This is a genomic window from Saccharothrix tamanrassetensis (genome assembly GCF_014203665.1).
GTDB lineage: Bacteria > Actinomycetota > Actinomycetes > Mycobacteriales > Pseudonocardiaceae > Actinosynnema > Actinosynnema tamanrassetense.
Window position 1 is genome coordinate 557,272 of the sequence record NZ_JACHJN010000003.1, and the last position, 24,520, is coordinate 581,791.

The window sequence follows — 24,520 nt, forward strand, 5'->3', positions numbered from 1 at the left end:
CGTCTGCGGGCGGTTTTCGTGGTCTACGTCGGTTCGACGGGTTGTAGCGCCTCGGCGGTCTTCTCGGCCAGCTTCCTCAGCGCGCCTTCGCTGAGTGACAACGTCAAGCCGGTGTCGCTCCCGCCGATGCGCAGGTGGACGTACTGGCTGTGCAGGTCTTCGATCTTGATCGTGCAGTCGTCCTCGAGCTGGACGAACGAGTCGACCTCTACCCCTAGTCCCATGCTTACCTCCATGCTTGAAGTTGCCATGGGACCGTATCGCCATAATGGAAGTTTAAGTACTCCCACGATCGAGTGATCCCGGTGGCCGGCGGGCCGGCGGTAGTGTTGCGGCATGGCCAAGGTCACGCCGACTGCGAAGAAGCTGTTGCTCGGCAAGGAACTCGCATACCTGAGGGACCGGGCAGGCTTGTCCCAGACCCAGGCGGCGGCACTGATCGAGAAGCACCAGACCAAGATGACCGAGTTGGAGTCAGGTCAGGCCAGCATCACTCTGGGGGATCTGCTCTTGCTGCTCAAGGGCTTCGGGGTGACCGACGAGGCCTACATCGAGGCGCTGCTGGAGCTGCGCCGCGGCAACCACCAGCGCGGCAAGTGGACGGGCATCCGAAGCATGTACTCGGAGTCGTTCCGGACCATGATCGACCTGGAGGAGAACTGCGACCTGATCCGAACTGTCGAGAGCGAGGTTCCGCCAGGCCTGTTGCAGTGCGAGCCCTTCATCCGGTCGCTGTTCGCTCACGACCCGAAGGACTTGGACGACCGGGTCAAGGCGAGGTTGGTGCGGCAGGAGATCTTCTACAAGGAGAACCCGCCGCAGGTCGCTTTTGTGATCTCCGAAGCGGCTCTGCGGCGACAGTACGCTCCGCCCGAGGTGATGCGCGAGCAGATCAACTACATGATCAAGCTGTCGAAGCTGCCGAACATCCGCTTGCAGGTGCTGCCCTTCAAGACCCGCGTACAGCACACCGCGATCCGAGACTGCTTTGTGCTGCTGCGCATCCCCTCGCCCGGCGCGGCGGGTCCGCTCGAGTTCGCCTACACCGAGAACCTGGCCGAACTGCGGTACATGGATGACAAGCGCATCGTGGCAGCCTTCGACCAGTCCTGGGCGCGCTTGACCGGCCTGGCGATGAGCTTTGAGGAGACCCGGAGGTTCATGCGTAAGGTTGCCGGTGAGTACAGCTAGGCAACCGGAGGCGGCGCATGTTCCGTAGGTCGAGCTACAGCGGGATGGACGGCAACAACTGTGTCGAGGTCGCGCGCTTGGCGGCCGTCGTGGCTGTTCGGGACAGCAAGGCTCCGGAAGGTGGCCAGGTCGCGCTCAGCCCGGCCGGGTTCGGTCGGTTCCTGACGGCCGCCAAGGGCGATCGGCTCAGCCGAAGCTGACTCGTTCCAGCCAGAAGTCGAGCAGGTCGCGGTCACCGACCACGTCCAGCACGCCCACGTCCCGCCGGCCGTAGACGGTCAGCAGGAGGTCCGTGAGCGACCCCCGGGCCGCGACCGCCGACTTCTCGTGCGCGTGCCGCCAGGTGATCAGCTCACCGGTCAGGTCGACCACCCACTCCGCGTCCGCCACGTCGGTCGCGTGGAAGTGCAGCGTCCGGTCCGGGCCGAGCAGTTCGCGCAGCTGCGGGTGGAAGTCGAACATGACCGGCAGGGTGTGCAGGTACAGCCACTCGTCCAGCGCGTCCTCGGCGATCACCGGGTCCGTGACGTACTCGGCACCCACCGTGAGCGCCGCGTCGGCCCGGTGGATCAGCGACTCGTGGGTGAAGCGCCGGGCCCAGAAGACCGGGCCCTCGCCGGGGACCGCCGTCCACACCTCGGCGTCCGGGCCTGCCTCGCCCAACGCGTCGGCCAGGCGGTGTGCCGCTTCCACCGCCGCGTCGGCCAACGGTTCCGGTGCGCGGTCCCGGTAGCCCTCGAGGTTGCGCAGTGCGTCGTCGGCCAACGGTGCGGTGGCCCTCGTCCGAAGTATCTCGGCCGCCCAGTCCAGGCCCGCACCGATGTGCCGGAGCAACTGCCCGAGGGTCCAATCCGGACAGCTCGGCACCTTCGACGTCGGGTCGGCTCCTCGGACGTGTCCTCTCAACAGTTCGGCTTGGGTGACGATCTCGGCCCGGTAGCGGTCGAAGTCCAAAGGCATCCCCCCATCATGGCGTAACGGTTGTGCCGTCCGCATCGACGCTTCCCCTGAGGAGGTGGACGATGACGTCCGACGCTCTCCAGTCCCGCCTTGCCACCACGCGTGCCCGCTACGAAGGCCGTGCGGCGCAACGCAAGCGCGGCTGCGCCTCGGTCGCCCGCCGCGGCGTCCTGCACACCGACGCACCACACCGCGTGACTCGGCGCCTCGACCGGCTCGGGGTGGACTGGCAGCTGGCGTCCTCGGTCGAACGCGGTGCGTCACCACCGGTTCGCGGTCCTCGGGAACTCGACCTGGAACGGCTCATCGGGCGCGACACGTTGGTGGACGCCGGTTTTCTCGAATCCGGTGTTCAGGCGGCTCGCGCGGTGGGGCGGTTGCACGTCGCCGGGCGGTGGGGCACGGGCCTGCTGATCGCGCCTTCCTTGTTGTTGACGGCGAGTCACGTGTTGCCGAGCGTCACCGAGGCAGCCTCGGGCTCGGTGGAGTTCGACGACGTGCGGGTGGCGTGCCGGCCGGAGCTGTTCTTCCTCAGCGACATGGCGCTGGACTTCACCGTGGTGGCGGTGGAGGAGGTGCCGACCCTGCCGCCGCACCTGTCGTTGATCGAGCAGGAGGGCAAGGCGATCCTCGGCGAACGGCTCAACGTCGTGCTGTTCCCCGCCGGCGGGCCGAAGCAGTTCGCGCTGCGCGCACACGTCCTGGTCGACGTGCTGGAGAACTTCGTGCACTACGAGGCCGGCGTCGGCACGTCCGGCGCGGTGGTCTTCAACGACCAGTGGGAAGTCGTGGCGCTGCACCACTCCGGCGTCCCCGCCACCGACGACGGGGGTGAGCCGGTCACGTCCGACGGCCTGCCGTGGTCGCCCGACCTCGGCGAGCAGCGGCTCGCCTGGCGCGCGGGCGAAGGTGTGCGGATCAGTCGGATCCTGCGGGCGCTGCGGGAGCGCCCGTTGAGCGGCCCGGCCGCCCAGCTCCGCGCCCGCGTCTTCGACCCCGCCCCGGCCCCGGCGGAGACCGACGCCGAACTCCGGGCGGCGCTGGTGAACCTGGACATCGGGCGGAGCCGGGTCTACTACGACGCGGTGGCCGACCGGGCGGCGCGGGACCGGTACTACGCCGACATCACCGTCCCCCACCGTTCGGTGCTGCACGGACTGCTGGAACGCACGCACGTCCGCCGCCCCGCCTACCGGCCGGTGCGGATGGTGTACCCGTGGGTGGACCTGCACCCCGACCTGAAGCTGCGCAGCCTCCACTCGGGCGCCGCGGTCGACCCCGAGGACCTGATCCGCGCCGACGTGGCGGCGGAAGCTGCCCGGACACGTCGGTTCCGCGAGCTGGCGGCGGGCGGGGTGCCCGACCCGGGGACGCTGCCCGAGGAGTTCGACCTGCTGGAGGCGGCGTTGCCGTTCAACTGCGAACACGTCGTGCCGCAAGCGCTGTTCGGCAAACGTGAGCCGATGCGCGGGGACCTGCACCACCTGTTCACCCGCGAGACCGGCGACGCGGACACCTCCCAACCCCGGGAGGGCCGGGGCGCGGTCGCGCGGGCGACGCTCTACTTCCTGGTGCGCTACCCGGGGATCGTGGACGAGCGGCGGCTGTCCGAACTGGTGGCGTGGCACCGGAACGACCCGGTGACCGAACACGAGCTGCACCGGAACGCGGCGATCGCGGAGATCCAGGGCAACCGGAACCCGTTCATCGACCATCCGGGGTGGGTGCTCGACGTGTGACCACGTGGCGGCGATCTGGCCGACATCGAGGTGAAGACCCGCCCCGAAACCGCGTGACAGCCGGCTGCGACAAAACGGCGACAACGAACCGCGTGGCGACTGCGTGAGAACGAACCGTGCGACAAACGGTGACAAAGAAGCCGCGTGACGACGAACCACGCGACGACAACCGCACGACGACACTGCAAGAAGACACCGCACGACGACAACCGCGCGAGAACGAGGCGACAACTGCTCCGGTCAGTTCACGACAGCACGTACCGAACGGATGTGGCTGACCAGGATTTCGTGCAGACCGCCGTCCGGGTCGTTCGCGGTGAGACTGCCCGAAGCGTGGCCCACCGGGGTGACGACGTGGCGGATCGTCGTGCGCGGGCCGTTGGCGACGTCGATCTCGACGGACGTCCGCGTCACCAGGGCCTCGGCCAGCAGCACGACCTCGGAGTCGCCCAGCACCAGTGACTGGTCGCGCAGCAACCGCACGGTGCCCAGCCGGCGGGACTCGGCACGGGGCGGCACGGATCGCGGTCGTGGGCGTTCGCGTTCCACCAGGGCCACCGCGAGCTTCGCGACCTCCTGCTCGGTCAGCGGCGCCCGCCACGGCCGCCACGACGGCAGCTTGCGGGCGGGCGGCTCGACGCGGCGGCGGGACACCCGCTCCACCACCGAACGCCCGTCCAGCGTCGCGGTCGTGGGGGCGTAGCCGGCGGCGCGGAGGAGGGCCAGCGTCTCGCCGGCGGGCTTCGCCGACGCCAGCACGGTCGGGCCCAGCGGCTGCAACGCCAAGGGGCTCAACGACCGGTGGCGGACGATCTCGGTCAGCAGCTGCGGGTCGTCCGCCCGCACGCAGCACGCCACCGTCGTGACGCTGATCTGCCCGTGGCGCCGCGCCTCCTCGCGCACCAACCGCTCCAGGTTCTGCGGCACGCCGTGCTCGGCCACCTCCGCCAGCCGCGCCAGCAGCTCGTCGGGCGTGTTCCCGGCGTCCAACGCCCGCCGCACGCTGCCCGCGCTGAACCGCCACCGGCCCTGCGCCGGATCCGCGGCGAGGTCCAGCGCCGCGCTCAGCTCCCGGCTCGGCAACCCCGACACCACCGCCGTCAGATCCGGTCTCAGGTGGGCTTTCGACGTGGCGGCCGGCACGAACCCGGCCGCCACCGTCGAGGCGTTGCCGGCCAGCACGGCGCGGCCCAGGGTGGTCAGCGCGCCCAACGCCACCAGGCCGATGGTCTCCGCCTCCACCAGCGCCGCCTCCGTCGTCGGCGGGCTGTGCACGGCCGGGTGCGACCACACCAGGTCCGCCACCACCTCGTGCCGGTGCTCGAACGCCTCGTCCTCCTCCAGTTCCGCGTAGTGCTCCAGCACGCCCCGGCGGGTCGCGTCGCCGGGTTCCGCGGACTCGGCCAGCGCCGGGCGGGGCTTCGCGGGCGGCCACGTCATGCGCGGCCACGCCTTCACCAGGTCCGCCAGGCGGTCCGCGGGGGAGCAGCCGCGCCAGCCGTCGGACCGGGTGGTGGGCAGCACCCGGCGGTCGTGGTCGGCGACGGCCAGCAGGCGCGCCTCCACGGCCAGTTCCAGCCAGAGCCGGGTCCGGGTCTCGTCGGCGCGCAGCACGCCCGCGATCCGCCGCAGCTCGCGCAGGCCGACCCCGCTGCGGGTGGAGACGACATCGTTGTCACACAGCTCGACCAGCCGGGTCACACCATCCACAGTGGACGTTGCGGGGGTGATCGCGGCGCGGTCCGCGAAACCCTTGTGCTGACCGGTCCGGCGAGGTGGGCGCGGTGCGGGGGTGATCCGCCTCGGCGGCTCGCCCTCGGTCGGGCGCAGGCCCGTGGCGGCGCGGAGCCGGTCGCCCTCCGGCCACACCAGGGCCCGCCGGCGGAGCTGGGTGAGGGTGCGCTTCAGCTCGGCCCGGGACGCCTTCCCGTGGCAGCGCAGGTGGTCCGCGACGGCCTCGGGGCTCGCCGCGGGCCCCAGCCGCAGCACGGTGTCCAGCACGTCACGGCACGCGCGGTCCAGGCCGCCCACCGCCAGGCGCAGCGACGACGGCGTGCTCAGCTCGTCGGCGAGACCGCGCAGCGAGTGGGGATGGGCGTCCGCCGCGTCCTTGCGCAGCGTGAGGATGTCCCGGATGTCCTGAGCGTCGAGTTCGTGCAGCCAACTGGCCAGCGCCGATTTCCTACCCACTCAGCTGATTATGCACTGCGCGTCACCGACCGGTTATTCCCCGCGATAGAGCGCCCGAATGGCGGCGAAAGAGCGGTCGTAAGCTGGGCGCTGTGGAATTCACCGGCTTCGGCGAGTACGCCATCGACTTCTTCGACGGGCTGGAGGTCGACAACACCAAGGCCTACTGGGAGGACCACAAGCACACCTACCTGTCCGACGTGCGCGCGCCGATGGAGGCGCTGCTGACCGCGCTGGAGCCGGAGTTCGGCAAGGGCAAGGTGTTCCGGCCGTACCGGGACGTGCGGTTCAGCAAGGACAAGACGCCGTACAAAGACCACTGCGGCGCAGTGGTGGAGCTCGGTCGCGGCGGCGGGGCGCACTACGTCCAGATCAGCCCGGCCGGGCTGTTCGTCGGCGGCGGGTCGTTCGCGATGGCGCCCGACCAGGTCGCCCGCTACCGCGAGTCGGTCGCGGACGACGTGCGCGGGCAGGCGCTGGAGAAGGTCCTCGCGAAGCTCACCGGCGCCGGCTGGGAGGTGCGCGGGGACCGGCTCAAGCGCCCGCCGCGCGGGTTCGACCCCGACCACCCGCGCATCGGGCTGCTCAAGCACAAGCGGCTCTACGCGGCCCGGACGTGGCCGCCGGACGACGTGCTGCACGAGCCGGAGTGCCTGGACCGGGTGCGCGCGGCGTGGCGCGAGGTCGACCCGTTGGTGGACTGGTGCGCCGACCACATCGGCCTCACCGAAGTCGGCTTCCGCCGCTGAACGCGAGCCGCGCCACCAGCCACCCGAGGGCGATGCCGAGCACGTCGACCAGGCCGTCCACCACGTCCCCGCCGCGCCCGAGGGCGACGATCAGCCACTGGAGCACCTCGGACACCGCGGCGTACGCCACCAGGGCGGCGAGCAGCGCGTTCCTCGGCAGCCGGGCGACCAGGCCGGTGACCGCGAGCAGCGCGAACAGCAGGACGTGCACCACCTTGTCGGTGCCCGGAGGGGAGTCCGGCACACCTGACTGGGGCATGAACAGGACGATGACGCTGAGCAACACGGCGGTCACGAACGGGAGGATTCTGCGGCTCACCAGGCCGATTCTGCCCGTTTCGGGGAGATTACTTCCCGGTACATCCTGATCGGTCCAGTGCGGGGGGCTAGGCTCTCCCAACGTGAGTCGACGCGCGAAGATCGTCTGTACGCTGGGCCCTGCCACCGCGACCGAGGAGAAGGTCAACGAGCTGGTAGCGGCCGGTATGGACGTGGCCAGGATGAACTTCAGCCACGGCAGCCATGCCGACCACAAGCAGGTCTACGAACTCGTCCGCGCCGCGTCGGACGTGTCCGGCCGCGCGGTGGGCGTCCTCGCCGACCTCCAGGGCCCCAAGATCCGGCTCGGCCGGTTCGCCCACGGCCCCGTCGAGTGGCGCACGGGCGACGTCGTCCGGGTCACCGTGGAGGACGTCGAAGGCACCCACGACCGGGTGTCCACCACGTACAAGGAGCTGTCCAAGGACGCCAAGGTCGGCGACCGGCTGCTGGTGGACGACGGCAAGGTCGGCCTGGTCGTCACCGACATCGAGGGCCCCGACGTGGTCTGCGAGGTCACCGAGGGCGGCCCGGTCAGCAACAACAAGGGCCTCTCGCTGCCCGGCATGGACGTGTCCGTGCCCGCGCTGTCCGAGAAGGACATCGAGGACCTGGAGTTCGCGCTCAACCTGGGCGTGGACTTCATCGCGCTGTCGTTCGTGCGCTCGCCCGCCGACATCGACCTGGTGCACCAGGTGATGGACCGGGTCGGCCACGGCCGCCGCCCGGTGATCGCCAAGATCGAGAAGCCCGAGGCCGTCGACAACCTCGAAGCGATCGTGCTGGCGTTCGACGGCGTCATGGTCGCCCGCGGCGACCTCGGCGTGGAGCTGCCGCTGGAGCACGTGCCGCTGGTGCAGAAGCGCGCGATCCAGATCGCCCGCGAGAACGCCAAGCCGGTCATCGTGGCCACCCAGATGCTCGACTCGATGATCACCAACTCCCGCCCGACCCGCGCCGAGACCTCGGACGTGGCGAACGCGGTGCTCGACGGCGCGGACGCGCTGATGCTGTCCGGCGAGACGTCGGTCGGCCGGTACGCCATCGAGTCGGTGAAGACCATGGGCCGGATCATCGAGGCCGTGGAGACCGAGTCCACGCAGGTCCCGCCACTGACGCACGTGCCGCGCACCAAGCGGGGCGTGATCTCCTACGCGGCCCGCGACATCGGCGAGCGGCTGAACGCGAAGGCGCTGGTCGCGTTCACCCAGTCCGGTGACACGGTGCGCCGGCTGGCCCGGCTGCACACGCACCTGCCCCTGCTGGCGTTCACCCCGGAGCAGAGCGTGCGCAGTCAGCTTGCTCTCACGTGGGGCACCGAGACGTTCCTGGTGCCTAAGGTGGACTCGACGGACGAGATGGTCCGCCAGGTGGACATGTCGATGCTGCACATCGGCCGGTACCAGCCCGGTGACCTGGTCGTCGTCGTGGCAGGCTCCCCGCCTGGCACCATCGGCTCGACCAACCTCATCCGGGTCCACCGGCTCGGTGAGGACGACCACGCTTAGGGGTTGGACGTGACAGAGGCTGCCCGCGCCGCAGCCGCCGCCGGCTACGCGGACCTGCCGCTGGACACCGACGGCGTACCGCACGGGCAACCCGTGCTGGACCGCCTCACCGCGCTGCTGGACTTGGAGCGCATCGAGGAGAACATCTTCCGCGGCGTGTCGCCCGCCGAGTCGCCCGTGCGGGTGTTCGGCGGGCAGGTCGCGGGCCAGGCGCTGGTGGCGGCCGGCCGGACCGTGCCGCCGGAGCGCCGGGTGCACTCGCTGCACTCGTACTTCATCCGCGGCGGCGACCCGACCGTGCCGATCGTGTACGAGGTGGACCGGATCCGCGACGGGCGGTCGTTCACCACCCGGCGGGTCGTGGCCGTGCAGCACGGCAAGGCGATCTTCGCGCTGTCCGCGTCGTTCCAGCTGGACGAACCCGGCATGGACCACTTCGAGCCGATGCCGTCGGTGCCGCCGCCGGACTCGCTGCCGACCTACGCGGAGTCGGCGGCCGGGTACCTGGAGAAGGTCGGGATGGCGCGGCTGCCGCGTCCGATCGACATCCGGTACGTGACCGAGCCGCCGTGGCGCGCGCGGGAGGACGGGCCGGGGGAGGCTCGCAGCCAGGTGTGGATGCGGGCGGACGGCAAGCTGCCCGACGACGACATGCTGCACGTGTGCGTGCTGGCGTACGCGTCGGACATGACCCTGCTCGACTCGGTGCTGGTGCGGCACGGCGTGTACTGGGGCACCGACAAGGTGCTGGGCGCCAGCCTGGACCACGCGATGTGGTTCCACCGCCGTTTTCGGGCGGACGAGTGGTTCCTGTACGACTGCGAGTCGCCGTCGGCTTCGGGTGCCCGCGGGTTGGCGACGGGGCGCTTCTACGCGCAGGACGGTCGGCTGGTGGCCACGGTCGTGCAGGAGGGCCTGCTGCGGGTACTGCCGTGACGGGCTTGACGACCGAGGACTGGGACGCGCTTCCCGAAGACTTCTGCCGGCGGCACGAGCCCACACCGACCGCGTAGTGAAGGCCGTCGAGTACGGCGTCCCCGGCCGGGGCAGGGAAGGTCGAGGTGGTCAGCCCGTTCCCGGTGACGCTCGACCTGCCCGCCCTGCTGACCCGCTAGACCGCGCGCAGGGCGTCCCACATGACGCGGACGTGGTGTTCCCGGGTGGCCTCGGCGCCGATGGCGACCCGGATCGCGAAGCGGCCGTTGACGACGGTGTGGGTGAGGAAGGCGCTGCCCTCCGCGTTGACGGTGTCCATGGCCTCGCGGGTGGCGTCGTCGCCGGCGCGGTGGGCGATGGTGACCAGGGACAGCGACCGGGGCACGACCAGCTCCCAGTTCTCGTCCGCCGCGACCCAGGACTCCAGCAGCCCGGCCAGTTCCACGTGCCCGCGCAGGTGCGCCCGCACGCCCTCCAGGCCGTACCAGCGCAGCACCGACCACAGCTTCAACGCCCGGAACCGGCGGCCCAGCGGGATCTGCCAGTCGCGGTAGTCCACCACCGCGCCGGACTCGGTGGCGCTGTTGCGCAGGTACTCCGGCAGGATGGTCAGCGCGTCGACCAGCACGTCGGGGTGGGCGGTCCAGAACAGGGACAGGTCGAACGCGGTCAGCATCCACTTGTGGGCGTTGGCGCAGAACGAGTCCGCCAGCTCCAGCCCGTCGAACAGGTGCCGCTGCTCCGGGCACAGCGCCGCCGGCCCGGCCCACGCCGCGTCGACGTGCAGCCAGATCCCGTGCCGCGCGCAGACTTCCGCGATCTCCCGCACCGGGTCGACCGCACCCGTGCCGGTGGTGCCGATGGTGGCGCACACCAGTACCGGCCTGCGCCCGTTGTCCACATCGGACTGGACCTGGCGGGCCAGCTCGGCCACGTCCATGGACAGCGCCTCGGGTGAAACCCCGATGGACCGCACCGCCTCCTCGCCGAGACCGGCCATCCGCGCGGCCCGCTCGATCGACGAATGGGTCTGCGAGGAGACGTAGACGGTCTCGTCACCGTCCACACCGGACCGACGCCACTTCCCCGACTTGCGGTGCAGCGCGGCGAGCATCGCGACCAACGCCGCACTGGACGCGGTGTCCTGGATGACCCCGCCGCCGACGAACGACTCGGGCAGACCCATCGCGCCGACCAGTTCGTCCATCAGGTGCTGCTCGACCTCCGTGCACGCGGGGGAGGTGGACCACAGCATCCCCTGCACGCCCAGCCCGGACGACAGCAGGTCGCCCAGCACCGACGGCAGGGAGGCGTTGGACGGGAAGTAGGCGTAGAAACCGGGGTGTTGCCAGTGCGTGGTGCCCGGCACCACGACCCGGTCCAGGTCGGCGAGCAGCCCGTCGAACCCCTCGCCCCGCTCGGGGAGGGCGGACAGCTGCGACCGCACCCAACCGGGCTCGACCCGGGAACGCACCGGCAGGTCGCCGAGCCGTTCGCGGTAGTCGGCGATCCAGTCGATCACCTCGTGGCCGATCCGGCGGAACTCGTCAGGCTGCATACCCGGACGTTAACGCGCGCCGCGCCGTCCCGGCCCCACCCGGTGTCCTACTCCGCGGAACCGACTGCCCTTCAGGGCACCCGGCGGCGGCGGTGGGTGGGGCGCTGGTCGTTCGGCGGCGTGAGGGCCCGGGTCTCGACGCGTTCCAGCACGACCGCGCTGGTGAGGTTGCGGACCTCGGTCCGCGAGGCGATCTTGTCCATCAGGAACGCCTGGAGGTGCGTGCTGTCCGCGACCGCGATGTGCACCAGGAAGTCGGCCTGGCCGCTGACGTGGAACAGCGACCGGGTCTCCGGCTGCGCCATGACGAACGCGCGGAACGCCGCCACCACCGGCCGGGTGTGCGGTCGGACGTTCACCGAGACGACGGCCTCCAGCGGCAGGCCGGTCAGCCGGGGGTCGACCACGGCGTGGAACCCCGTGATCACCCCGAGTTCGCGCAGCCGCCGGACCCGTTGCAGGCAGGTGGAGGGCGCCAGCCCGACCAGGTCGGCCAGGGTCCGGTTGGGCAGCGTGGCGTCGTTCTGCAACTCCTCCAGGATCCGCCAGTCAACCGAATCCAGTTCGGCTACCTCGTTCACAACCGAACACTGTACTGATCGGCTGGATCCACGCCGAACGTCACTTGGAATATCCGCGCGTGCACATCGCCTGGACTTCGTTCCTCCTGGCGCTGGTGGTGATCACGATCGTCCCCGGCCCCGACTTCGTGCTCGTGACCGGCAACGCCGTGCGCGGCGTCCGCCTGGGCGCCCTGACCGCGCTCGGCGTGGTGACCGGCCTGCTGGTGCACGCCGTGCTGGCGACCCTGGGTCTGTCCGCCCTGGTGGCAGCCGCCCCGGCAGCCCTGTGGGCGGTGAAGGCCATCGGCGCGGCCTACCTGCTGTACCTGGGCGTGATGACCCTGCGCTCGCGGGGCGCGACGGCCGCCCCGCCCCGCTCGGAGAAGTCGGTGTTCCTGCGGGGAATGCTGTGCGACCTGCTGAACCCCAAGGTCATGCTGACGTTCCTCAGCCTCATCCCGCAGGCCATGGACCCCGCCGCCCCGCCACTGCCGCAGGCGGCCTTGCTGTCGGCGGTGACCGTCGGCGTCTTCGCCGCGTTCTGGACCTGCGTGGTGCCGACGGCGGGCCGACTGGCGCGACTGCTGGCCCGGCCCGGGGTCCGCCCGGTCTTCGAACGCCTCTGCGGCGCCGCGCTGATCGGCATGGCGGCGTCCGTCCTCGCGGTGTGACCCCCGCGTCCGGGCCGTGCCCGATCGGAAGGCCGGTGCGCCGTGGTACCCGGAAGCGTTGACGTACCGCGACCTGCGGACATCCGCCGTCCCGGGCCGGCGACCTCCATCGGGTGAACTGTGCCGGCAGGTCGGCTCGCCGGCCGGGAGGCGTGCGTTACTGGCTGGAGCAGCATGTCCGGCCGTCCTCTGGAGACGGTGACCTCGCGCTCAAGGAGTGTCCACGCCATGACCGGCAACGAAGACTCCGGTGATCTCGGGCGGATGGGTGACCCGGTCGCGGAACGCGTCGTGGCGGAGCTGGTGGCCGAAGGCCGCCTGGGTGAGGTCAACCGGCTGTTGCGGGAGTGGCGGTCCAACGACCAAGCCCTGCCGGAGGGCTTGCCCGCCCCTCTGCGGGAGTTCCTGGAGCAGGCGCGCGGGGCCGTGCCGGACTGGGCCGACCAGACCCGGCTGAGGCGGGTGCGCGAGTTCTTCCAGGACGACGGCATCCACATCGGCGCCTCGCTCGCCCTGGGGTCCATGGCGCTGGCCTACGCCGTTCCGCTGGGCGCGAAGATGATGAGCCTGACCCACCGGCTGAAGTACCCCGAACGGCGCATGGCCAACACCGCGCAGTTCGTCTTCGACCTGATGAGCCCGGACCCCTTCGGCCCGGACAGCCGGTTCGTGGTGAGCGCGGTGAAGGTCCGCCTCATCCACGCCACCATCCGCCACCACCTGCGGGCGAGCGGCAGCTGGGACGAGGAGCGCGACAAGGTCCCCGCCTCGCAGGAGCACCTGCTGATCGTGTGGCTGGCGCTGTCGGTGCAGGTGATCGACTTCCTCGGCCGGCTGCGGGTCACCGTGACCGACGAGGAGGCCGAGGACTACCTGCACACCTGGCGGGTGGCGGGAACCTTCCTGGGCATCTCGCCCGACGCCATGCCCGACACCACCGCGCAGGCCCGCCAGGTGCTCGCCGACGCCCTGGCGCGCGGCGGCGGACCGTCCCCGGAAGGCGTCGAGCTGACCGGGCACCTGCTCGACCTGTACGCCGACGCGGTGCCCGGCCGCCTCTTCGACGGGATCGTCCCGGCCTACCTGCGGCACCTCGTCGGCAAGGACATCGCGGGGTGGCTGGAGGTCCCGCGCTCCTGGTTCTGGCAGGCCGCCCTGGGCGGGTACCTGTCGCTGGTCGGGCTGCTGGAGAAGGTCGAGGACCGGTTCCACCTGGGCAAGCGGGTCCTGGACAAGGCCGGGCAGGTCATCTGCGACCTGGAGTTCCGGATCCTGACCCACGGGAAGAGCGCCCCGCTGGAACTGCCCCTGGAGTTGGCCGGCTACAACCCCGACCCCGGGCAGGTCGCCTCGGCGGCACCGGTGGAACACGCGGGCGAGCAACCCGTGATCCCGGTGGAGGAGCTGGTGGCGGAGATCCTGCCCGAACCCCGCGCCGCGTCGGAGCCCGACCTCGCCGCGTCGCGGGAACCGGGGACGCGTCCCTGAGCCGGGCTGTCGTTGCGCGGCCCCGACTTCGCAGTCGTGACCGGCAGCGCCGTGCGCAGCGTCCCCCTCGGGGCTACCGCTGCACGTTCACTCGACCTCGAAGGTCTGGTTACCGGTGGTGTGCAGGACGGTGAAGTCCACCTCGGCTTCCACGGTCGGCCGCGCGCCGATGCGCGGCGTTTTGACGATCTTGAATCGCGACCTGAGACGGTCGGCCTCGGGAGCGCGGCGGAGGACCCTCGTCACAGCGGTGTCGTTGTTCGCGAGCAATTCGGTCAGCACGCTCGTGACCCGCTGCACGCTGTCGGCCGCACCTTCGGCCCCGATGGTCAGGGCGTCGTGATCGGGGCCCAATTCCACGTTGAAGGTCATCTTGAGGGAGTCCCGCTCGAAGACCTCCGTGGTTGCCACTTTGCCGAACCTCAGTTGCCTTTTCGCGAGCATTCCTCGTAACACGCGTGGCTGGTTGGACGGTCTGAGCAGCAGGTAAAGCAGGGTGAGGCTCAGGATCGCGAGCAGGCCGGTGGTGATCCCGAGAATTGCGGAGAGCATGTGCTCGTTGCTCCGATCCGTGGCCGTGAACGTCGATCGCTGAGTCGTTGAGCTTCCGCACAAAGTTACCGGTATCACCCGACCGGCGTAACGCTGAACGCTTCGCGATCGGTACCTGTAACGGCGGGGCCTACCACAGCGAACCCAGGACGAAGCATGTCGATGCTCTCGTGCCATGTTTTTGTGGCTGTGGACTGCGAACGATTGGATGAGCGTGTCCGACGGCAAGGTGACCCTGACGTTTGTACATCCGACAGCACCCTCGGAGACCCTGAAAGCCCGGGTGAGCCCCAGTGCCACGCCCGTGTACCTGGTGGAGCAGCTGGTCGCGGCGGGGTTCATCCCACCGGCGAGCAGCGTCGGCCAGTACAAGCTGCGGCGGGAGGACGGCGTGCAGCTGCTCGATGAAGTCACGCTCGAAGACGCCGGCGTGGTGGACGGGGCACAACTGACAGTCGACCACTCGGTGACCGGTGCCGTGTCGGGCGGGAGGTAGGCGTGCGCGGAGCAGAACTCGCCGAGCGATTGAGGTTCGACTACCGCATCTTGTCCGACATGCGTTGCCCGACTTTCGACTTCGAGGCTTACCGCACCAGTTGGGAGCTGGAGAAGCGGATCAACCCGATCCGCCACGACGAGGATGCGGCGCAGGCCAAGAAGTACCGTTTCCTGCTCCGTGTCCCCACCCTCGTCTCGGCGACGGAGTGGGCCGCCGAGACCGAGATCGGCATCGATGTCGACGTCGTCGACTACCCCCGGCGCCAGCCCAACACCTTCATCCTGTCCACCCACACGCCTTGGTCACCGCACTTCAAACCGGGCGCGCCGGTGTGCATCGGGGCGGAGTCCTGGGAAGCCCGCAACGGACACGTCGTGCTCGGCGACCTGGTCGTCCACCTCCAGCGCCTGTTGAACTGGGATGAAAAGGGCCGCGGGTCGGGGTATCAGGGGTGGAACGGCGCGGCGATCGACCACCACCGCAGAGTGCTCGGTGGTCGGCCGCTGAACGCCTCGGTCGTCTACGCGCAGTTGCCCGGTTGGCTGCACGGTGAAGTCCCGGGGCTCGAGTTCGACGTCGAAGTCCGGAACCGGCGGAATCGCGGATTCGAGGTGCTGTGATGGCCGACGCCGGATTCGAGGTGCTGAGTCGGGACAACGGTCTGCCCACGCGGTCCCGTCAGCACTTCAAGGGTTGCCCCACCTTCCGGGGTGACCGGACCGCAACCGTCCTGGTTGCTCCTGCGGTCGCGCTGGCCCTGCGCCGAGGGGCGGAGGCCGCACAACCGACCGAAGTGGGAGGTCTGCTGGTCGGCAGGCGTTTCCGCGACAAGCACGGTCCCTATGTCGTCGTCCTGGCCCATCTGCAAGCGCCCCTGGGCGACGGCTCTCCCGGTCGCATCACGTTGACGGCGGAACGGACCGCACAGCTTCGAACCCTTGCTGCCGCTCACCACCCGAGCATGGATGTCGTGGGTTGGTGGCACAGCCACAACGTGCCGAGCGAGTACAGCCGTGTGGACAGGGAATCCCAACTCCTGTGGTCCGACCCGCTGCACGTGGGCTTGTTGGTGTTCGCCGGAGGAACGCCCTGGGGTTTCTGCTACCTGGGGTCCACAAGCGTGTTGCTGTCGAGCGACACTCCCGTGTTGGCGGAACTCGCCGGCACGGACCGAGGTGAACAGACCCCCGGGAACCTCCAGTCGGGCCGCGGTGCGATACCCGGCCGGACCAAACTGCGGGCTTGGCGCAGGGTCCTGAAGCTGCGGCCGAAGCACAAGGGCGGCATCGCGTCCTCCGGTGGGAAAGGTCATCCGCCGGTCGTCTCGGTAAGCGGGGGTGAAGTGCCTGCCGCGTGGGGTGCTCCGCCACGCCGGTCGTGGGATCCGCAGCAGCACAATACGGCAGTCCTCTACGTGGTCATTCTTGTGCTCGCTTTGGGCGTCCTGGTCCTCGCGATCACTCTGGCCAACCTCAGTTTCCGCTGACCACTGCCGTGGACCTGACAGCGGTGATCGTCGTATTGGTGGTGGTCGCGGCACTCGGTGCGTTGGCGCTGTGGTACCGGGCGCGAATACCCGGAGATGAATCCGATCCGGACTTCGAGATCATCGCGCGACCGCAGCGACCGCGTCAACCGCCGCTGCCCGCTCCGGATCGTGGGTTCCACGTCGTGGCCAGGGATCACAACGTCGACGGATACTGCCTGCTCACCGGCATGCAGGTGAAAGAGTGCACATGCGACAAACATCGGACAGCGTGAGCGACGGAATTCAGTCCCGGTCCATTCTCGCGGGGTACGACCCGGCCGTCCTCGGTGAGGGCTCGGTGCTCATAGTGGGCGCCGGTGCGCTGGGGCAGAACATCGCCCAATCGCTCGCTTTGAGCGGTGTCGGAACCCTGCACCTGGTCGACTTCGACGTGTTCGAGGCGCACAACGCCACACGGTCGCCGTTCTTCCCCACCGCGGACGAGTTCGAACGGCACTCGGGTCTGAAGGCGCCGCAGGTGGCCGAGAGGTGCGCCGCCATCGCCACAGCCTCGCGACCGGACATGCGGGCGTCCGCGACCATGATCCAGCGACTGGGCGACCGGCCAATCGCGGCAGCGGATGTCGTAATCTCCGCAGTCGACAGCGTAACCGCCCGTGCATGGCTCAGCGAGCGCAGTCGACTCCACGGAAAGCCGATGGTAGAGGGTGGTTTCGCGGGATCGCTCTTCAACTTCTCGACCTTCTCGGCAGCCTCCGGGCGCGTTTGTTACCGCTGCCACAACCCGTTTCGCGAGTCGGCGGCCTCATGCACCAGATATGCGCTGGCCGCAGAGGCCGAGAATATCGTACCTGCCATCCAGACAGCCGCCGCCGTCCTCGGCGGTTACATGGCCGAACAGTGCATCGGACTACTCCACGGCAAACTTCCGTCGGACGACGTCCGGTATTACGGTGACATCCGGCGCGCCACTGTGTCGAAGGCGCGGTTGCAGGTGAACCCGCACTGCCCCGGCCACCACGACAACCTGCCGGTGCTGACGCAGGTCGACGTGCGTGACTGGGCGGGATCCGCAGCCGATCTCGCGACCGCTGTCGCGAACCGGGTCGGGCGGGGCGTCATCCGGCTGGCGGAGCCGTTCCACATCACCTACTCCTGTACCGGTTGCTCCCGGTTCTGCGCGGTCATGGCCACCGAATCGGCCTGGTTGGTCGACTCCCGATGTGTCGACTGCGGCGGTCCGTGGCAACTGTCCGACGCGAAGATGCCGTCATCGGTCGCCGAACTGCGCGTGCCTGACGACCTGGTCGGAGAAAGCCCCCTGGCTGTGGCGCCGATGGCCGTTCTCGGGGCCACCGAAGGAGCTTCCTTCGTGTTCGAGGGCACCGCCGGGCTCGGTCTTATCGTGCTGACCGACCAGCCGGTGGAGGCCACTGCTCCTGGCGAGGACGGTCGGCAGTGCAGCGGCCCGCCACAGGTGATTCCGGATCGGCGGCCCTAGGGTCGGGATTCGGGCGGGCCGGCAGGGTCCGCGGTCGCCGCCGTTCGGCTCCCGGTGGGTGGCCCGCCGCGGCACTGTCCGATGTGGTCGTGAGCCACCTACCGCCGCGCTCGTTCCGAGGTGGTCGCGGGCAGCGGGTGCCGGCGCGGCGGTCCGCTGGGTCCGCCGTGGACGGCCCGGCCGACGACAACCCCGAATGAGGGGCCGCACACACGTGCGCGCGGGCCGGGATTTGGGCAGGCTGTGGAGATGACCACCTCCGAGGCACCCGCGCGGATCGCCGTCACCGGGCTCGCCGTCATGGGCAGCAACCTGGCGCGCAACCTCGCCCGGCACGGCTTCCGCGTAGCCGTCCACAACCGCACGTCCACCCGCACCGAAGCGCTGATCGAGCAGCACGGGCACGAAGGCGACTTCGTGCCCGCCGAGACGCTGGAGCAACTCGTCGCGAGCCTCCAGACCCCGCGCCAGATCATCATCATGGTCAAGGCCGGCGCGCCCACCGACGCCGTGATCGACGAGTTGGTGCCACTGCTGGAGCCCGGCGACATGGTGATCGACGGCGGCAACGCCCACTACGCCGACACCCGCCGCCGCGAGGCCGCGCTCCGCGAAGCCGGACTGCACTTCGTCGGCGCGGGCATCTCCGGCGGCGAGGAGGGCGCGCTCAACGGCCCGTCGATCATGCCCGGCGGCTCCGCGGAGTCCTACCGGCACCTCGGCCCGGTGCTGGAGTCCATCGCGGCGGAGGTCGACGGGGTGCCGTGCTGCGTGCACGTCGGCCCGGACGGCGCGGGGCACTTCGTGAAGATGGTGCACAACGGCATCGAGTACGCCGACATGCAGCTCATCGCCGAGGCGTACGACCTGCTGCGCCGGGTCGGTGGCCGGACGCCCGCGCAGATCGCCGACGTGTTCCGCACCTGGAACAGCGGCGACCTGGAGTCCTACCTGGTGGAGATCACCGCCGAGGTGCTCGGCCACACCGACGCCGACACCGGTGCGGCGCTGGTGGACGTGATCGCCGACGAGGCCGAGCAGAAGGGCACCGGCCGCTGGACCGTGCAGGAGGCCCTGGAACTGGGCGTCCCGGTGACCGGCATCGCGGAGGCGGTCTTCGCCCGCTCGCTGTCCGGCCGGGTCGACCAGCGCACGGCCGTGCGGGACGCGTTCGGGCCGTCCGACGTGACCGCGCAGCCGGACGACGACCTGGTGGAGGACGTGCGGCTGGCGCTGTACGCGTCCAAGGTCGTCGCCTACGCGCAGGGCTTCGACCAGATGCGGGCGGCGAGCGCCGAGTACGGCTGGGACCTGGACCTGGGTGCGATGGCGACCATCTGGCGCGGCGGCTGCATCATCCGGGCCCGGTTCCTGGACCGCATCCGGGAGGCCTACGACAAGCAGCCCGAACTGGCGTCGCTGCTGGTGGACGACTACTTCCGGGACGCGGTGCGCAACGCCGAGCAGGCGTGGCGGCGGGTCGTGGTCAAGGCCGTGTCGGCCGGGGTGCCCGCGCCCGGCTTCGTGTCCGCGCTGGCCTACTACGACGGGCTGCGGTCCGAGCGGCTGCCCGCGTCGCTGGTCCAGGGACTGCGCGACTTCTTCGGCGCGCACACTTACCGGCGCACCGATCGTGGCGGCAGTTTTCACACTCTCTGGTCAGGTGACCGGTCCCAGGTGGACGCCTGACCCGTCCGGCCAGACCATGGCCGGGTGCGTGATCGCTTCCGGCGCAACCCGGTCACGGCGGGCTACCTGCTCGCCGTGGCGGGGCTCGCCCTGCTCATGCGGTTCGTGTTCGCCGAGCAGATGTCGGCACAGGTCAAGACCTCGCTGAGCACGAACGCGGGCAACCTCGCCGACCACCCGGTGAACGCCCTGCTGGGCAGCGCCTTCGTGCTGGACCCCGGCGACGGCCTGGTGTTCACCGGCCTGGCGCTGGTCGGCGTCGCGGTGTGCCTGGGGAACTTCGAGCGCGAGGTCGGCTCCTGGCGCGCGGCGGGTGTGGTGCTGGCCGGGCACGTCGGCGCGACGCTCGTGACGGCCCTGGTGATCGCCCGGGGCGCCTACCCGATGGACCTGACCCGCGTCACGGACGTGGGGGTCGGCTACGTCGCGTTCGCCGCCGCCGGCGCCGTGACCGTGCTGCTGCCCGCGGTGCTGCGGGGCCCTTGGCTGGCCGTACTGGTCGGCTACCCCCTGTTCACCGCCGAGTGGTTCGGCGTGGTCCCCCAGTTCGGCGCGGTCGGACACGTAGCCGCCGCGTTCATCGGATCGGGTTGTGGCGCGTTCGCCGTTCACCGGGTCTACGCGGCGGTCGGCCGCTAGCCCCGTCACCAGGGGTGACATCCCCGGCAAAGATCAACACGACCGGGTGGAACCGCTGTCAGGCACGGCACATCGTCGTCATCATGGTGGGGACGCGAGCTGTGCGACGCGGGCTGTGCCGACACGTCCCCTGTGCCGACACGGAGGTGCCACTGTGGCGACCCCCCACCACCGCGCCGAGGCCGAGCCGAGACTCGATGCCTTCTGGCCGCGCCTGCTGCTGCCCTTACCGCCGCGCTGACATCACCGCTGAGCACCCCGCGCCGGACCGGCGAGGGGGCGCTGCGCCCATGCCGGAATCAGGACACCCGTCTCAGCACCCGTCTCAGCACACCGTGTCGGAACGGCAGGCCGGAACACCCATGTCGGAACACCTGTGCCCGAACGAAGGGAAACCGATGAACCGCCCACGCCCCAACAAGTCCCACGCCGGCGAGCACACCACGGCCGGTCCTCCGGGCGGCCTGGCGACCGTGCTGCGCTACGACCTGCCCGCGTCCGTTGTGGTGTTCCTGATCGCCGTGCCGCTGTCCCTGGGCTTCGCCGCCGCGACCGGCGCGCCGCTGATGGCGGGCCTGATCTCGGCCGTGGTCGGCGGCATCGTCGCGGGCGCGCTGGGCGGGGCGCCGATGCAGGTCAGCGGACCGGCGGCGGGCATGGTGGTGATCACCGCGGGCATCATCGCCGAGTACGGCTGGGCGGCCACCGCGATGATCACCGTCGGGGCCGGGCTGGTGCAGGTCGCGGCGGGCCTGAGCAGGGTCGGCCGGGCCGCGCTGTCGCTGTCGCCCGCCGTGGTGCACGGCCTGCTCGCGGGCATCGGCGTGACCATCGCCGTCGGCCAGTCCGTGGTGCTGCTCGGCGGGCAGCCGGGCGCGACCGTGTTCGGCAACCTCGGCCGGCTGGTCGGCCCGGTGTCCCCGGCCGCCCTGCTGGTGGGCGGGGTCGCGGTGGCCGTGCTGGTGCTGTGGCCGCGCGTGCCGGGCTCCTCGTACCTGCCCGCGCCGCTGGTGGCGGTGCTGGTCGCGACGTTCGCGGGCACCGGGCTGGACGTGGCGCGGGTCGACCTGCCCGCCGAGGCGCTCAGCCAGGTCGTGCTGCCGCAGATGCCGTCCGGGACGTTCCCCGCCATCGCGTTCGCGGTGCTGACCGTGGCCGTGGTGACGGCCGTCGAGTCGCTGCTGTCCGCGGTGGCCGTGGACAAGCTGCACGACGGACCGCGCGCCGACCTGGACCGGGAACTGGTGGCGCAGGGCGTGGCGAACGCCGTCGCCGGGTCGCTCGGCGGCCTGCCGGTCAGCGGCGGCATCGCGCGCGGGTCGACCAACGTGGCCGCCGGGGCGCGCACGAGGGCGTCGACCGTGCTGCACGGCGTGTGGATCGCGGTGTTCGTGCTGGCGCTGGGCTCGCTGCTGGAGCTGATCCCGTTGGCCGCGCTGGCCGGGGTGCTGCTCGTGGTGGGCGTTCGGCTGGTGAGCGTGCCGCGGATGCGGACCCTGTGGCGGCACGGCGAGTTCACCGCCTACGCCGTGACGGCGGCCGGTGTCGTGGCGCTGGGATTGGTGGAGGGCGTGCTGCTGGGCGTCGCGGCGGCGGCCCTGCGGTCGCTGTACCGGCTGACGCACAGCTCCGTGCGGATCGAGGAGGAGCCCGACGGCTGGCGGGTCGTGATCCGGGGTTCCCTGGTGTTCCTCGGCGTGGGGCGCCTGGTGCGCGACCTGCGGACGATCCCGTTGGGCAAGCGCGTGGTGCTGGAGCTGCACATCGACTTCCTGGACCACGGGGCGTTCGAGGCGATCGACGACTGGCGCGCGGGCTACGTCCGGCTGGGCGGGCACGTGGAGGTCGACGAGGTGCACGACACGTGGTTCTCCAAGGCCGCGCGCGGGATCCCGGCGTTGCGCAAGACGCCGTTGTCGCCGCTGCCCCGGTGGTTCGCGCCGTGGTCGCACTGGCAGCGCCGGCGCGCGGTGACGCTGCCCCGGCCGCGCGAGGACGCCGACCCGATGATCCGGGGGATGCACGAGTTCGAGCGCTCCGCCGCGCCGTTGGTGCGGCCGTTCCTGGCGGAACTGGCGCGGCGCGGGCAGCGACCCCGGCAGCTGTTCATCACGTGCGCGGACTCGCGCGTGGTGCCGAACCTGATCACCACCAGCGGACCCGGCGACCTGTTCTGCGTGCGCAACATCGGGAACCTGGTGCCGGTGGACGGCGACGACTCGGTGGGTGCGGCGGTGGAGTACGCGGTGGAGGTGCTCGCGGTGGAGACCATCGCGGTGTGCGGGCACTCGGACTGCGGGGCGATGAAGGCGCTCGTGAGCGGGTCGGCGCGGCCCGGCTCGCAGCTGTGCTCGTGGCTGCGGGCGGCGGAGTCGAGCCTGATCCGGTTCCACGCGCCGGGCGCGGCGGAGCTGCCGGCGGTCGAACGGCTGGCGGTGGCGAACGTGGCCCAGCAGCTGGACAACCTGATGACCTACCCGAGCGTGCGGGAGGCCGTGGCGGCGGGGTCGTTGCGGCTGGTGGGGATGTACTTCGACATCTCGGAGGCGCGGGTGTACCTGGTGGACCCGGACCGCGACGGGCTGGAACCCGTGCGGACCTAGCCGGCGCGAACAGGCCCAGGCGAACAGGCCCAGGCGAACAGGCGCGCACGGAGACGCCCCCACGGAGACGCCCCCACGGAGACGCCCCCACGGAGACGCCCCCACGGACAGGCGCACACGGACAGGCGGGTGCGAACAAGCGGGTGCGGAGAGAGCGGCGCGAAGAGGTCCGCGGCGGAACCGGCCCCGGTCGGGGGTGCGAGGTCGGTTCCGCCGCGGGTGCGGTCGGGCGGCGCGGATGGGGCTCGATCATCGGGGGGAGGCGCGTCGCCCGGCGCGGAGCGGGTCGTGCCCGCTCGTCCTTGGGATCGCTACACCACGCTCCGCACGTGCTTGCGCCTGCCCGGCGACTCGGCGGCCACCGTCATCGCCAGCTGCGCGCCCAGGTAGGCGCGGCACGGTGCCGGCAGGCGGCGGCTCAAGCGCCTGGTCCGGCAGGTGGGGCAGCGGCCGTGCTCGTCCGGCGTGTGCTCGTCCAGCAGCGCCCTGAGCGCCGCCACCACGCGGGGCAGTTCGGAGCGGGCAAGTTCCGTCGCGGTCTCGTCGTCGCCGGTGGCTGCCAGCCGCACCAGCGTGTCGAGGTGCTCGTGCAGCGACTTGTCGAGCTGGCTGAAGACCGTCACGGACACCTTCAGCGCTCCTTCCCGGCCCTTCGGCGTTCGGTGTCGGTCTCCGGGGGCGTGCCCCGGATGCGTGCCCCAGCAGCCTGCGACCGCCGACCGGCCGACTGCAAGTTGCACTACACGAATGGATGACAGCCCTTTGCTCCGTCCGCGCACACCCCCGACACTCACTCGGGCACGGACCCACGAGGAGGTGTGGCGATGGCACGCGGGAGCAGCCCGACGCTCCGCAAGCGCAGGCTCGTCAGCGAGCTGCGCCGGCTGCGCGAGGAGGCCGCGCTGACCATCGAGGAGGTCGGCGAGCGGCTGGAGTGCTCCGCGTCCAAGATCAGCCGGATCGAGACCGGCCGGGTCGGGGTCACGCCGCGGGACGTGCGGGACATGCTCGCCGCGTACGGCGCGGACCCGGTCACCCTGGGCGAACTGGTCCAGCTGGCCCGCGAGGCGCGGCGCAAGGCCTGGTGGGACGAGTTCGGCGACATCGCGCCCGGCCGGTACATCGGGTTCGAGGCGGACGCCGACTCGGTGCGCACCTACCAGGGCCTGATGATCCCCGGCCTGCTCCAGCACGAGGGCTACACCAGGGCGCTGATCGCCGACGTGCTCCCGCACGCGTCGCCCGACGAGGTCGACCGGCGGGTCGCGCTGCGCAAGGCCCGGCAGGCGCTGCTGCTGGAGGAGGACCCGCTCACCCTGCACGCGGTGATCGACGAGGCCGCGCTGCGCCGGGTGGTCGGCGGACCCGCCGTGATGGCCGCACAACTGCGGAAACTCGGTGAGGTCGGAAAACTCGACAATGTCACTCTTCAGGTTGTTCCTTTCACCGCCGGCGGTCACGCTGCGATGGACGGACCGTTCGTGATACTGACATTCCCGGAGAAGTCGGATCCCGACGTGGTATACCTCGAAAGCACGCGTAGCGACGTCTATTTGGAGCAGCCGTCCGACGTCGTGAGGTATTCCGACATGTTCGCGCGACTCGCCGCGGCGTCATTGGGCACGGTCGAATCAATGGCGGTGGTCGAGCAGGTCGCCCGCGAACTCTCGCCAACCG

24 protein-coding genes and 1 pseudogene are annotated in these 24,520 nt (G+C 70.7%); 17 read left to right on the forward strand and 8 right to left on the reverse strand.

The annotated features are described in order from the left end of the window. Positions 1 to 23: 23 nt before the first annotated feature. Positions 24 to 224, reverse strand: coding sequence for a hypothetical protein (locus FHS29_RS11785; RefSeq protein WP_184690612.1), 201 nt, complete (start codon positions 222 to 224; stop codon positions 24 to 26). Between the two features lie 112 nt (positions 225 to 336). Here FHS29_RS11785 and FHS29_RS11790 point away from each other — a divergent pair, with 112 nt between their 5' ends. Continuing rightward, positions 337 to 1,191 carry a helix-turn-helix domain-containing protein gene (locus FHS29_RS11790; protein WP_184690613.1) on the forward strand — a complete coding sequence of 285 codons (855 nt, stop codon included), beginning with the start codon at positions 337 to 339 and terminating at the stop codon, positions 1,189 to 1,191. Positions 1,192 to 1,208: 17 nt separating this feature from the next. After that, positions 1,209 to 1,391 (forward strand): DUF397 domain-containing protein, encoded by a 183-nt coding sequence (locus tag FHS29_RS11795; RefSeq protein ID WP_184690614.1) that lies wholly within the window; start codon positions 1,209 to 1,211, stop codon positions 1,389 to 1,391. On the opposite strand, the gene FHS29_RS11800 is transcribed toward FHS29_RS11795, so the two are convergent. Continuing rightward, complete coding sequence (locus FHS29_RS11800) at positions 1,378 to 2,151, reverse strand: maleylpyruvate isomerase family mycothiol-dependent enzyme (RefSeq protein ID WP_184690615.1); 774 nt, start codon at positions 2,149 to 2,151, stop codon at positions 1,378 to 1,380. The genes FHS29_RS11795 and FHS29_RS11800 overlap by 14 nt on opposite strands. A 62-nt stretch (positions 2,152 to 2,213) precedes the next feature. Between FHS29_RS11800 and FHS29_RS11805 the strand changes: the two genes are divergently transcribed. Continuing rightward, positions 2,214 to 3,890, forward strand: coding sequence for an endonuclease (locus FHS29_RS11805; RefSeq protein WP_184690616.1), 1,677 nt, complete (start codon positions 2,214 to 2,216; stop codon positions 3,888 to 3,890). A gap of 240 nt (positions 3,891 to 4,130) precedes the next feature. Here FHS29_RS11805 and FHS29_RS38090 read toward each other — a convergent pair whose 3' ends face one another. Beyond that, a complete protein-coding gene (locus tag FHS29_RS38090; RefSeq protein WP_184690617.1) occupies positions 4,131 to 6,080 on the reverse strand; it encodes a helicase-associated domain-containing protein in 1,950 nt (649 codons plus the stop codon). Between the two features lie 92 nt (positions 6,081 to 6,172). On the opposite strand from FHS29_RS38090, the gene FHS29_RS11815 reads away from it, so the two are divergent. Beyond that, a complete protein-coding gene (locus FHS29_RS11815) occupies positions 6,173 to 6,829 on the forward strand; it encodes a DUF2461 domain-containing protein (protein WP_184690618.1) in 657 nt (218 codons plus the stop codon). Here the strand turns inward: FHS29_RS11815 and FHS29_RS11820 are convergent. Further along, complete coding sequence (locus FHS29_RS11820) at positions 6,804 to 7,148, reverse strand: VanZ family protein (RefSeq protein ID WP_184690619.1); 345 nt, start codon at positions 7,146 to 7,148, stop codon at positions 6,804 to 6,806. The genes FHS29_RS11815 and FHS29_RS11820 overlap by 26 nt on opposite strands. 82 nt (positions 7,149 to 7,230) lie before the next feature. Here FHS29_RS11820 and pyk point away from each other — a divergent pair, with 82 nt between their 5' ends. Beyond that, the gene (gene pyk / locus FHS29_RS11825) at positions 7,231 to 8,655 is read left to right on the forward strand and encodes a pyruvate kinase (RefSeq protein WP_184690620.1); all 1,425 of its coding nucleotides are present in this window, start codon (positions 7,231 to 7,233) and stop codon (positions 8,653 to 8,655) included. A gap of 9 nt (positions 8,656 to 8,664) precedes the next feature. Continuing rightward, positions 8,665 to 9,591, forward strand: coding sequence for an acyl-CoA thioesterase II (gene tesB / locus FHS29_RS11830; protein WP_184690621.1), 927 nt, complete (start codon positions 8,665 to 8,667; stop codon positions 9,589 to 9,591). 175 nt (positions 9,592 to 9,766) lie between these two features. On the opposite strand, the gene FHS29_RS11835 is transcribed toward tesB, so the two are convergent. Next, positions 9,767 to 11,149: a pyridoxal phosphate-dependent decarboxylase family protein gene (locus FHS29_RS11835; protein WP_184690622.1), complete on the reverse strand. Its 1,383-nt coding sequence runs from the start codon at positions 11,147 to 11,149 to the stop codon at positions 9,767 to 9,769. A gap of 71 nt (positions 11,150 to 11,220) precedes the next feature. Beyond that, positions 11,221 to 11,730, reverse strand: coding sequence for an Lrp/AsnC family transcriptional regulator (locus tag FHS29_RS11840; RefSeq protein WP_184690623.1), 510 nt, complete (start codon positions 11,728 to 11,730; stop codon positions 11,221 to 11,223). A 59-nt stretch (positions 11,731 to 11,789) separates the two neighbouring features. On the opposite strand from FHS29_RS11840, the gene FHS29_RS11845 reads away from it, so the two are divergent. Together FHS29_RS11845 and FHS29_RS11850 are read left to right on the forward strand one after the other, a co-directional pair. Next, on the forward strand, positions 11,790 to 12,383 hold the full coding sequence (locus tag FHS29_RS11845; RefSeq protein WP_184690624.1) for a LysE family translocator: 594 nt from the start codon (positions 11,790 to 11,792) through the stop codon (positions 12,381 to 12,383). 228 nt (positions 12,384 to 12,611) lie between these two features. Then, positions 12,612 to 13,871, forward strand: coding sequence for an oxygenase MpaB family protein (locus FHS29_RS11850; RefSeq protein ID WP_184690625.1), 1,260 nt, complete (start codon positions 12,612 to 12,614; stop codon positions 13,869 to 13,871). A gap of 87 nt (positions 13,872 to 13,958) precedes the next feature. Here FHS29_RS11850 and FHS29_RS11855 read toward each other — a convergent pair whose 3' ends face one another. Further along, the gene (locus FHS29_RS11855; RefSeq protein WP_184690626.1) at positions 13,959 to 14,423 is read right to left on the reverse strand and encodes a hypothetical protein; all 465 of its coding nucleotides are present in this window, start codon (positions 14,421 to 14,423) and stop codon (positions 13,959 to 13,961) included. A 283-nt stretch (positions 14,424 to 14,706) separates the two neighbouring features. On the opposite strand from FHS29_RS11855, the gene FHS29_RS11860 reads away from it, so the two are divergent. The 8 genes from FHS29_RS11860 (at position 14,707) to FHS29_RS11895 (ending at position 22,843) form a co-directional block, all read left to right on the forward strand. Beyond that, positions 14,707 to 14,919, forward strand: a complete 213-nt coding sequence (locus FHS29_RS11860; RefSeq protein WP_184690627.1) for an EsaB/YukD family protein — start codon at positions 14,707 to 14,709, stop codon at positions 14,917 to 14,919. 59 nt (positions 14,920 to 14,978) lie between these two features. Further along, positions 14,979 to 15,542 carry a ubiquitin-conjugating enzyme family protein gene (locus tag FHS29_RS11865; protein ID WP_184690628.1) on the forward strand — a complete coding sequence of 188 codons (564 nt, stop codon included), beginning with the start codon at positions 14,979 to 14,981 and terminating at the stop codon, positions 15,540 to 15,542. Next, on the forward strand, positions 15,542 to 16,408 hold the full coding sequence (locus tag FHS29_RS11870) for a Mov34/MPN/PAD-1 family protein (protein ID WP_184690629.1): 867 nt from the start codon (positions 15,542 to 15,544) through the stop codon (positions 16,406 to 16,408). Before FHS29_RS11865 ends, FHS29_RS11870 begins: the two co-directional genes overlap by 1 nt. An 8-nt stretch (positions 16,409 to 16,416) precedes the next feature. Further along, positions 16,417 to 16,683: a hypothetical protein gene (locus FHS29_RS11875; protein ID WP_184690630.1), complete on the forward strand. Its 267-nt coding sequence runs from the start codon at positions 16,417 to 16,419 to the stop codon at positions 16,681 to 16,683. Then, on the forward strand, positions 16,680 to 17,912 hold the full coding sequence (locus FHS29_RS11880; RefSeq protein WP_184690631.1) for a ThiF family adenylyltransferase: 1,233 nt from the start codon (positions 16,680 to 16,682) through the stop codon (positions 17,910 to 17,912). The genes FHS29_RS11875 and FHS29_RS11880 overlap by 4 nt, the downstream gene beginning before the upstream one ends. 249 nt (positions 17,913 to 18,161) lie before the next feature. Then, a complete protein-coding gene (gene gnd, locus FHS29_RS11885) occupies positions 18,162 to 19,601 on the forward strand; it encodes an NADP-dependent phosphogluconate dehydrogenase (RefSeq protein ID WP_184690632.1) in 1,440 nt (479 codons plus the stop codon). A 24-nt stretch (positions 19,602 to 19,625) separates the two neighbouring features. Continuing rightward, positions 19,626 to 20,240: a rhomboid-like protein gene (locus FHS29_RS11890; protein ID WP_184690633.1), complete on the forward strand. Its 615-nt coding sequence runs from the start codon at positions 19,626 to 19,628 to the stop codon at positions 20,238 to 20,240. A gap of 398 nt (positions 20,241 to 20,638) precedes the next feature. After that, entirely contained in the window at positions 20,639 to 22,843 is a 2,205-nt protein-coding gene (locus FHS29_RS11895) for a SulP family inorganic anion transporter (protein WP_184690634.1), read from the forward strand. A 311-nt stretch (positions 22,844 to 23,154) separates the two neighbouring features. On the opposite strand, the gene FHS29_RS11900 is transcribed toward FHS29_RS11895, so the two are convergent. Next, positions 23,155 to 23,472, reverse strand: a complete 318-nt coding sequence (locus tag FHS29_RS11900; protein WP_184690635.1) for a hypothetical protein — start codon at positions 23,470 to 23,472, stop codon at positions 23,155 to 23,157. A gap of 195 nt (positions 23,473 to 23,667) precedes the next feature. Between FHS29_RS11900 and FHS29_RS11905 the strand changes: the two are divergent. After that, a pseudogene (locus FHS29_RS11905) lies at positions 23,668 to 24,513 on the forward strand (helix-turn-helix domain-containing protein); the annotation flags it as partial. Between the last annotated feature and the right edge of the window lie 7 nt (positions 24,514 to 24,520).

Coding starts and splice junctions, on each gene's coding strand:
- FHS29_RS11800 (WP_184690615.1), bottom strand. CDS start 2,151: ATGCCTTTGGACTTCGACCGCTACCGGGCCGAGATCGTCACCCAAGCC.
- FHS29_RS11785 (WP_184690612.1), bottom strand. CDS start 224: ATGGGACTAGGGGTAGAGGTCGACTCGTTCGTCCAGCTCGAGGACGAC.
- gnd (WP_184690632.1), top strand. CDS start 18,162: ATGACCACCTCCGAGGCACCCGCGCGGATCGCCGTCACCGGGCTCGCC.
- FHS29_RS11865 (WP_184690628.1), top strand. CDS start 14,979: ATGCGTTGCCCGACTTTCGACTTCGAGGCTTACCGCACCAGTTGGGAG.
- FHS29_RS11790 (WP_184690613.1), top strand. CDS start 337: ATGGCCAAGGTCACGCCGACTGCGAAGAAGCTGTTGCTCGGCAAGGAA.
- FHS29_RS11895 (WP_184690634.1), top strand. CDS start 20,639: ATGAACCGCCCACGCCCCAACAAGTCCCACGCCGGCGAGCACACCACG.
- FHS29_RS11835 (WP_184690622.1), bottom strand. CDS start 11,149: ATGCAGCCTGACGAGTTCCGCCGGATCGGCCACGAGGTGATCGACTGG.
- FHS29_RS11855 (WP_184690626.1), bottom strand. CDS start 14,423: ATGCTCTCCGCAATTCTCGGGATCACCACCGGCCTGCTCGCGATCCTG.
- FHS29_RS11870 (WP_184690629.1), top strand. CDS start 15,542: ATGGCCGACGCCGGATTCGAGGTGCTGAGTCGGGACAACGGTCTGCCC.
- FHS29_RS11850 (WP_184690625.1), top strand. CDS start 12,612: ATGACCGGCAACGAAGACTCCGGTGATCTCGGGCGGATGGGTGACCCG.
- FHS29_RS11805 (WP_184690616.1), top strand. CDS start 2,214: ATGACGTCCGACGCTCTCCAGTCCCGCCTTGCCACCACGCGTGCCCGC.
- FHS29_RS11795 (WP_184690614.1), top strand. CDS start 1,209: ATGTTCCGTAGGTCGAGCTACAGCGGGATGGACGGCAACAACTGTGTC.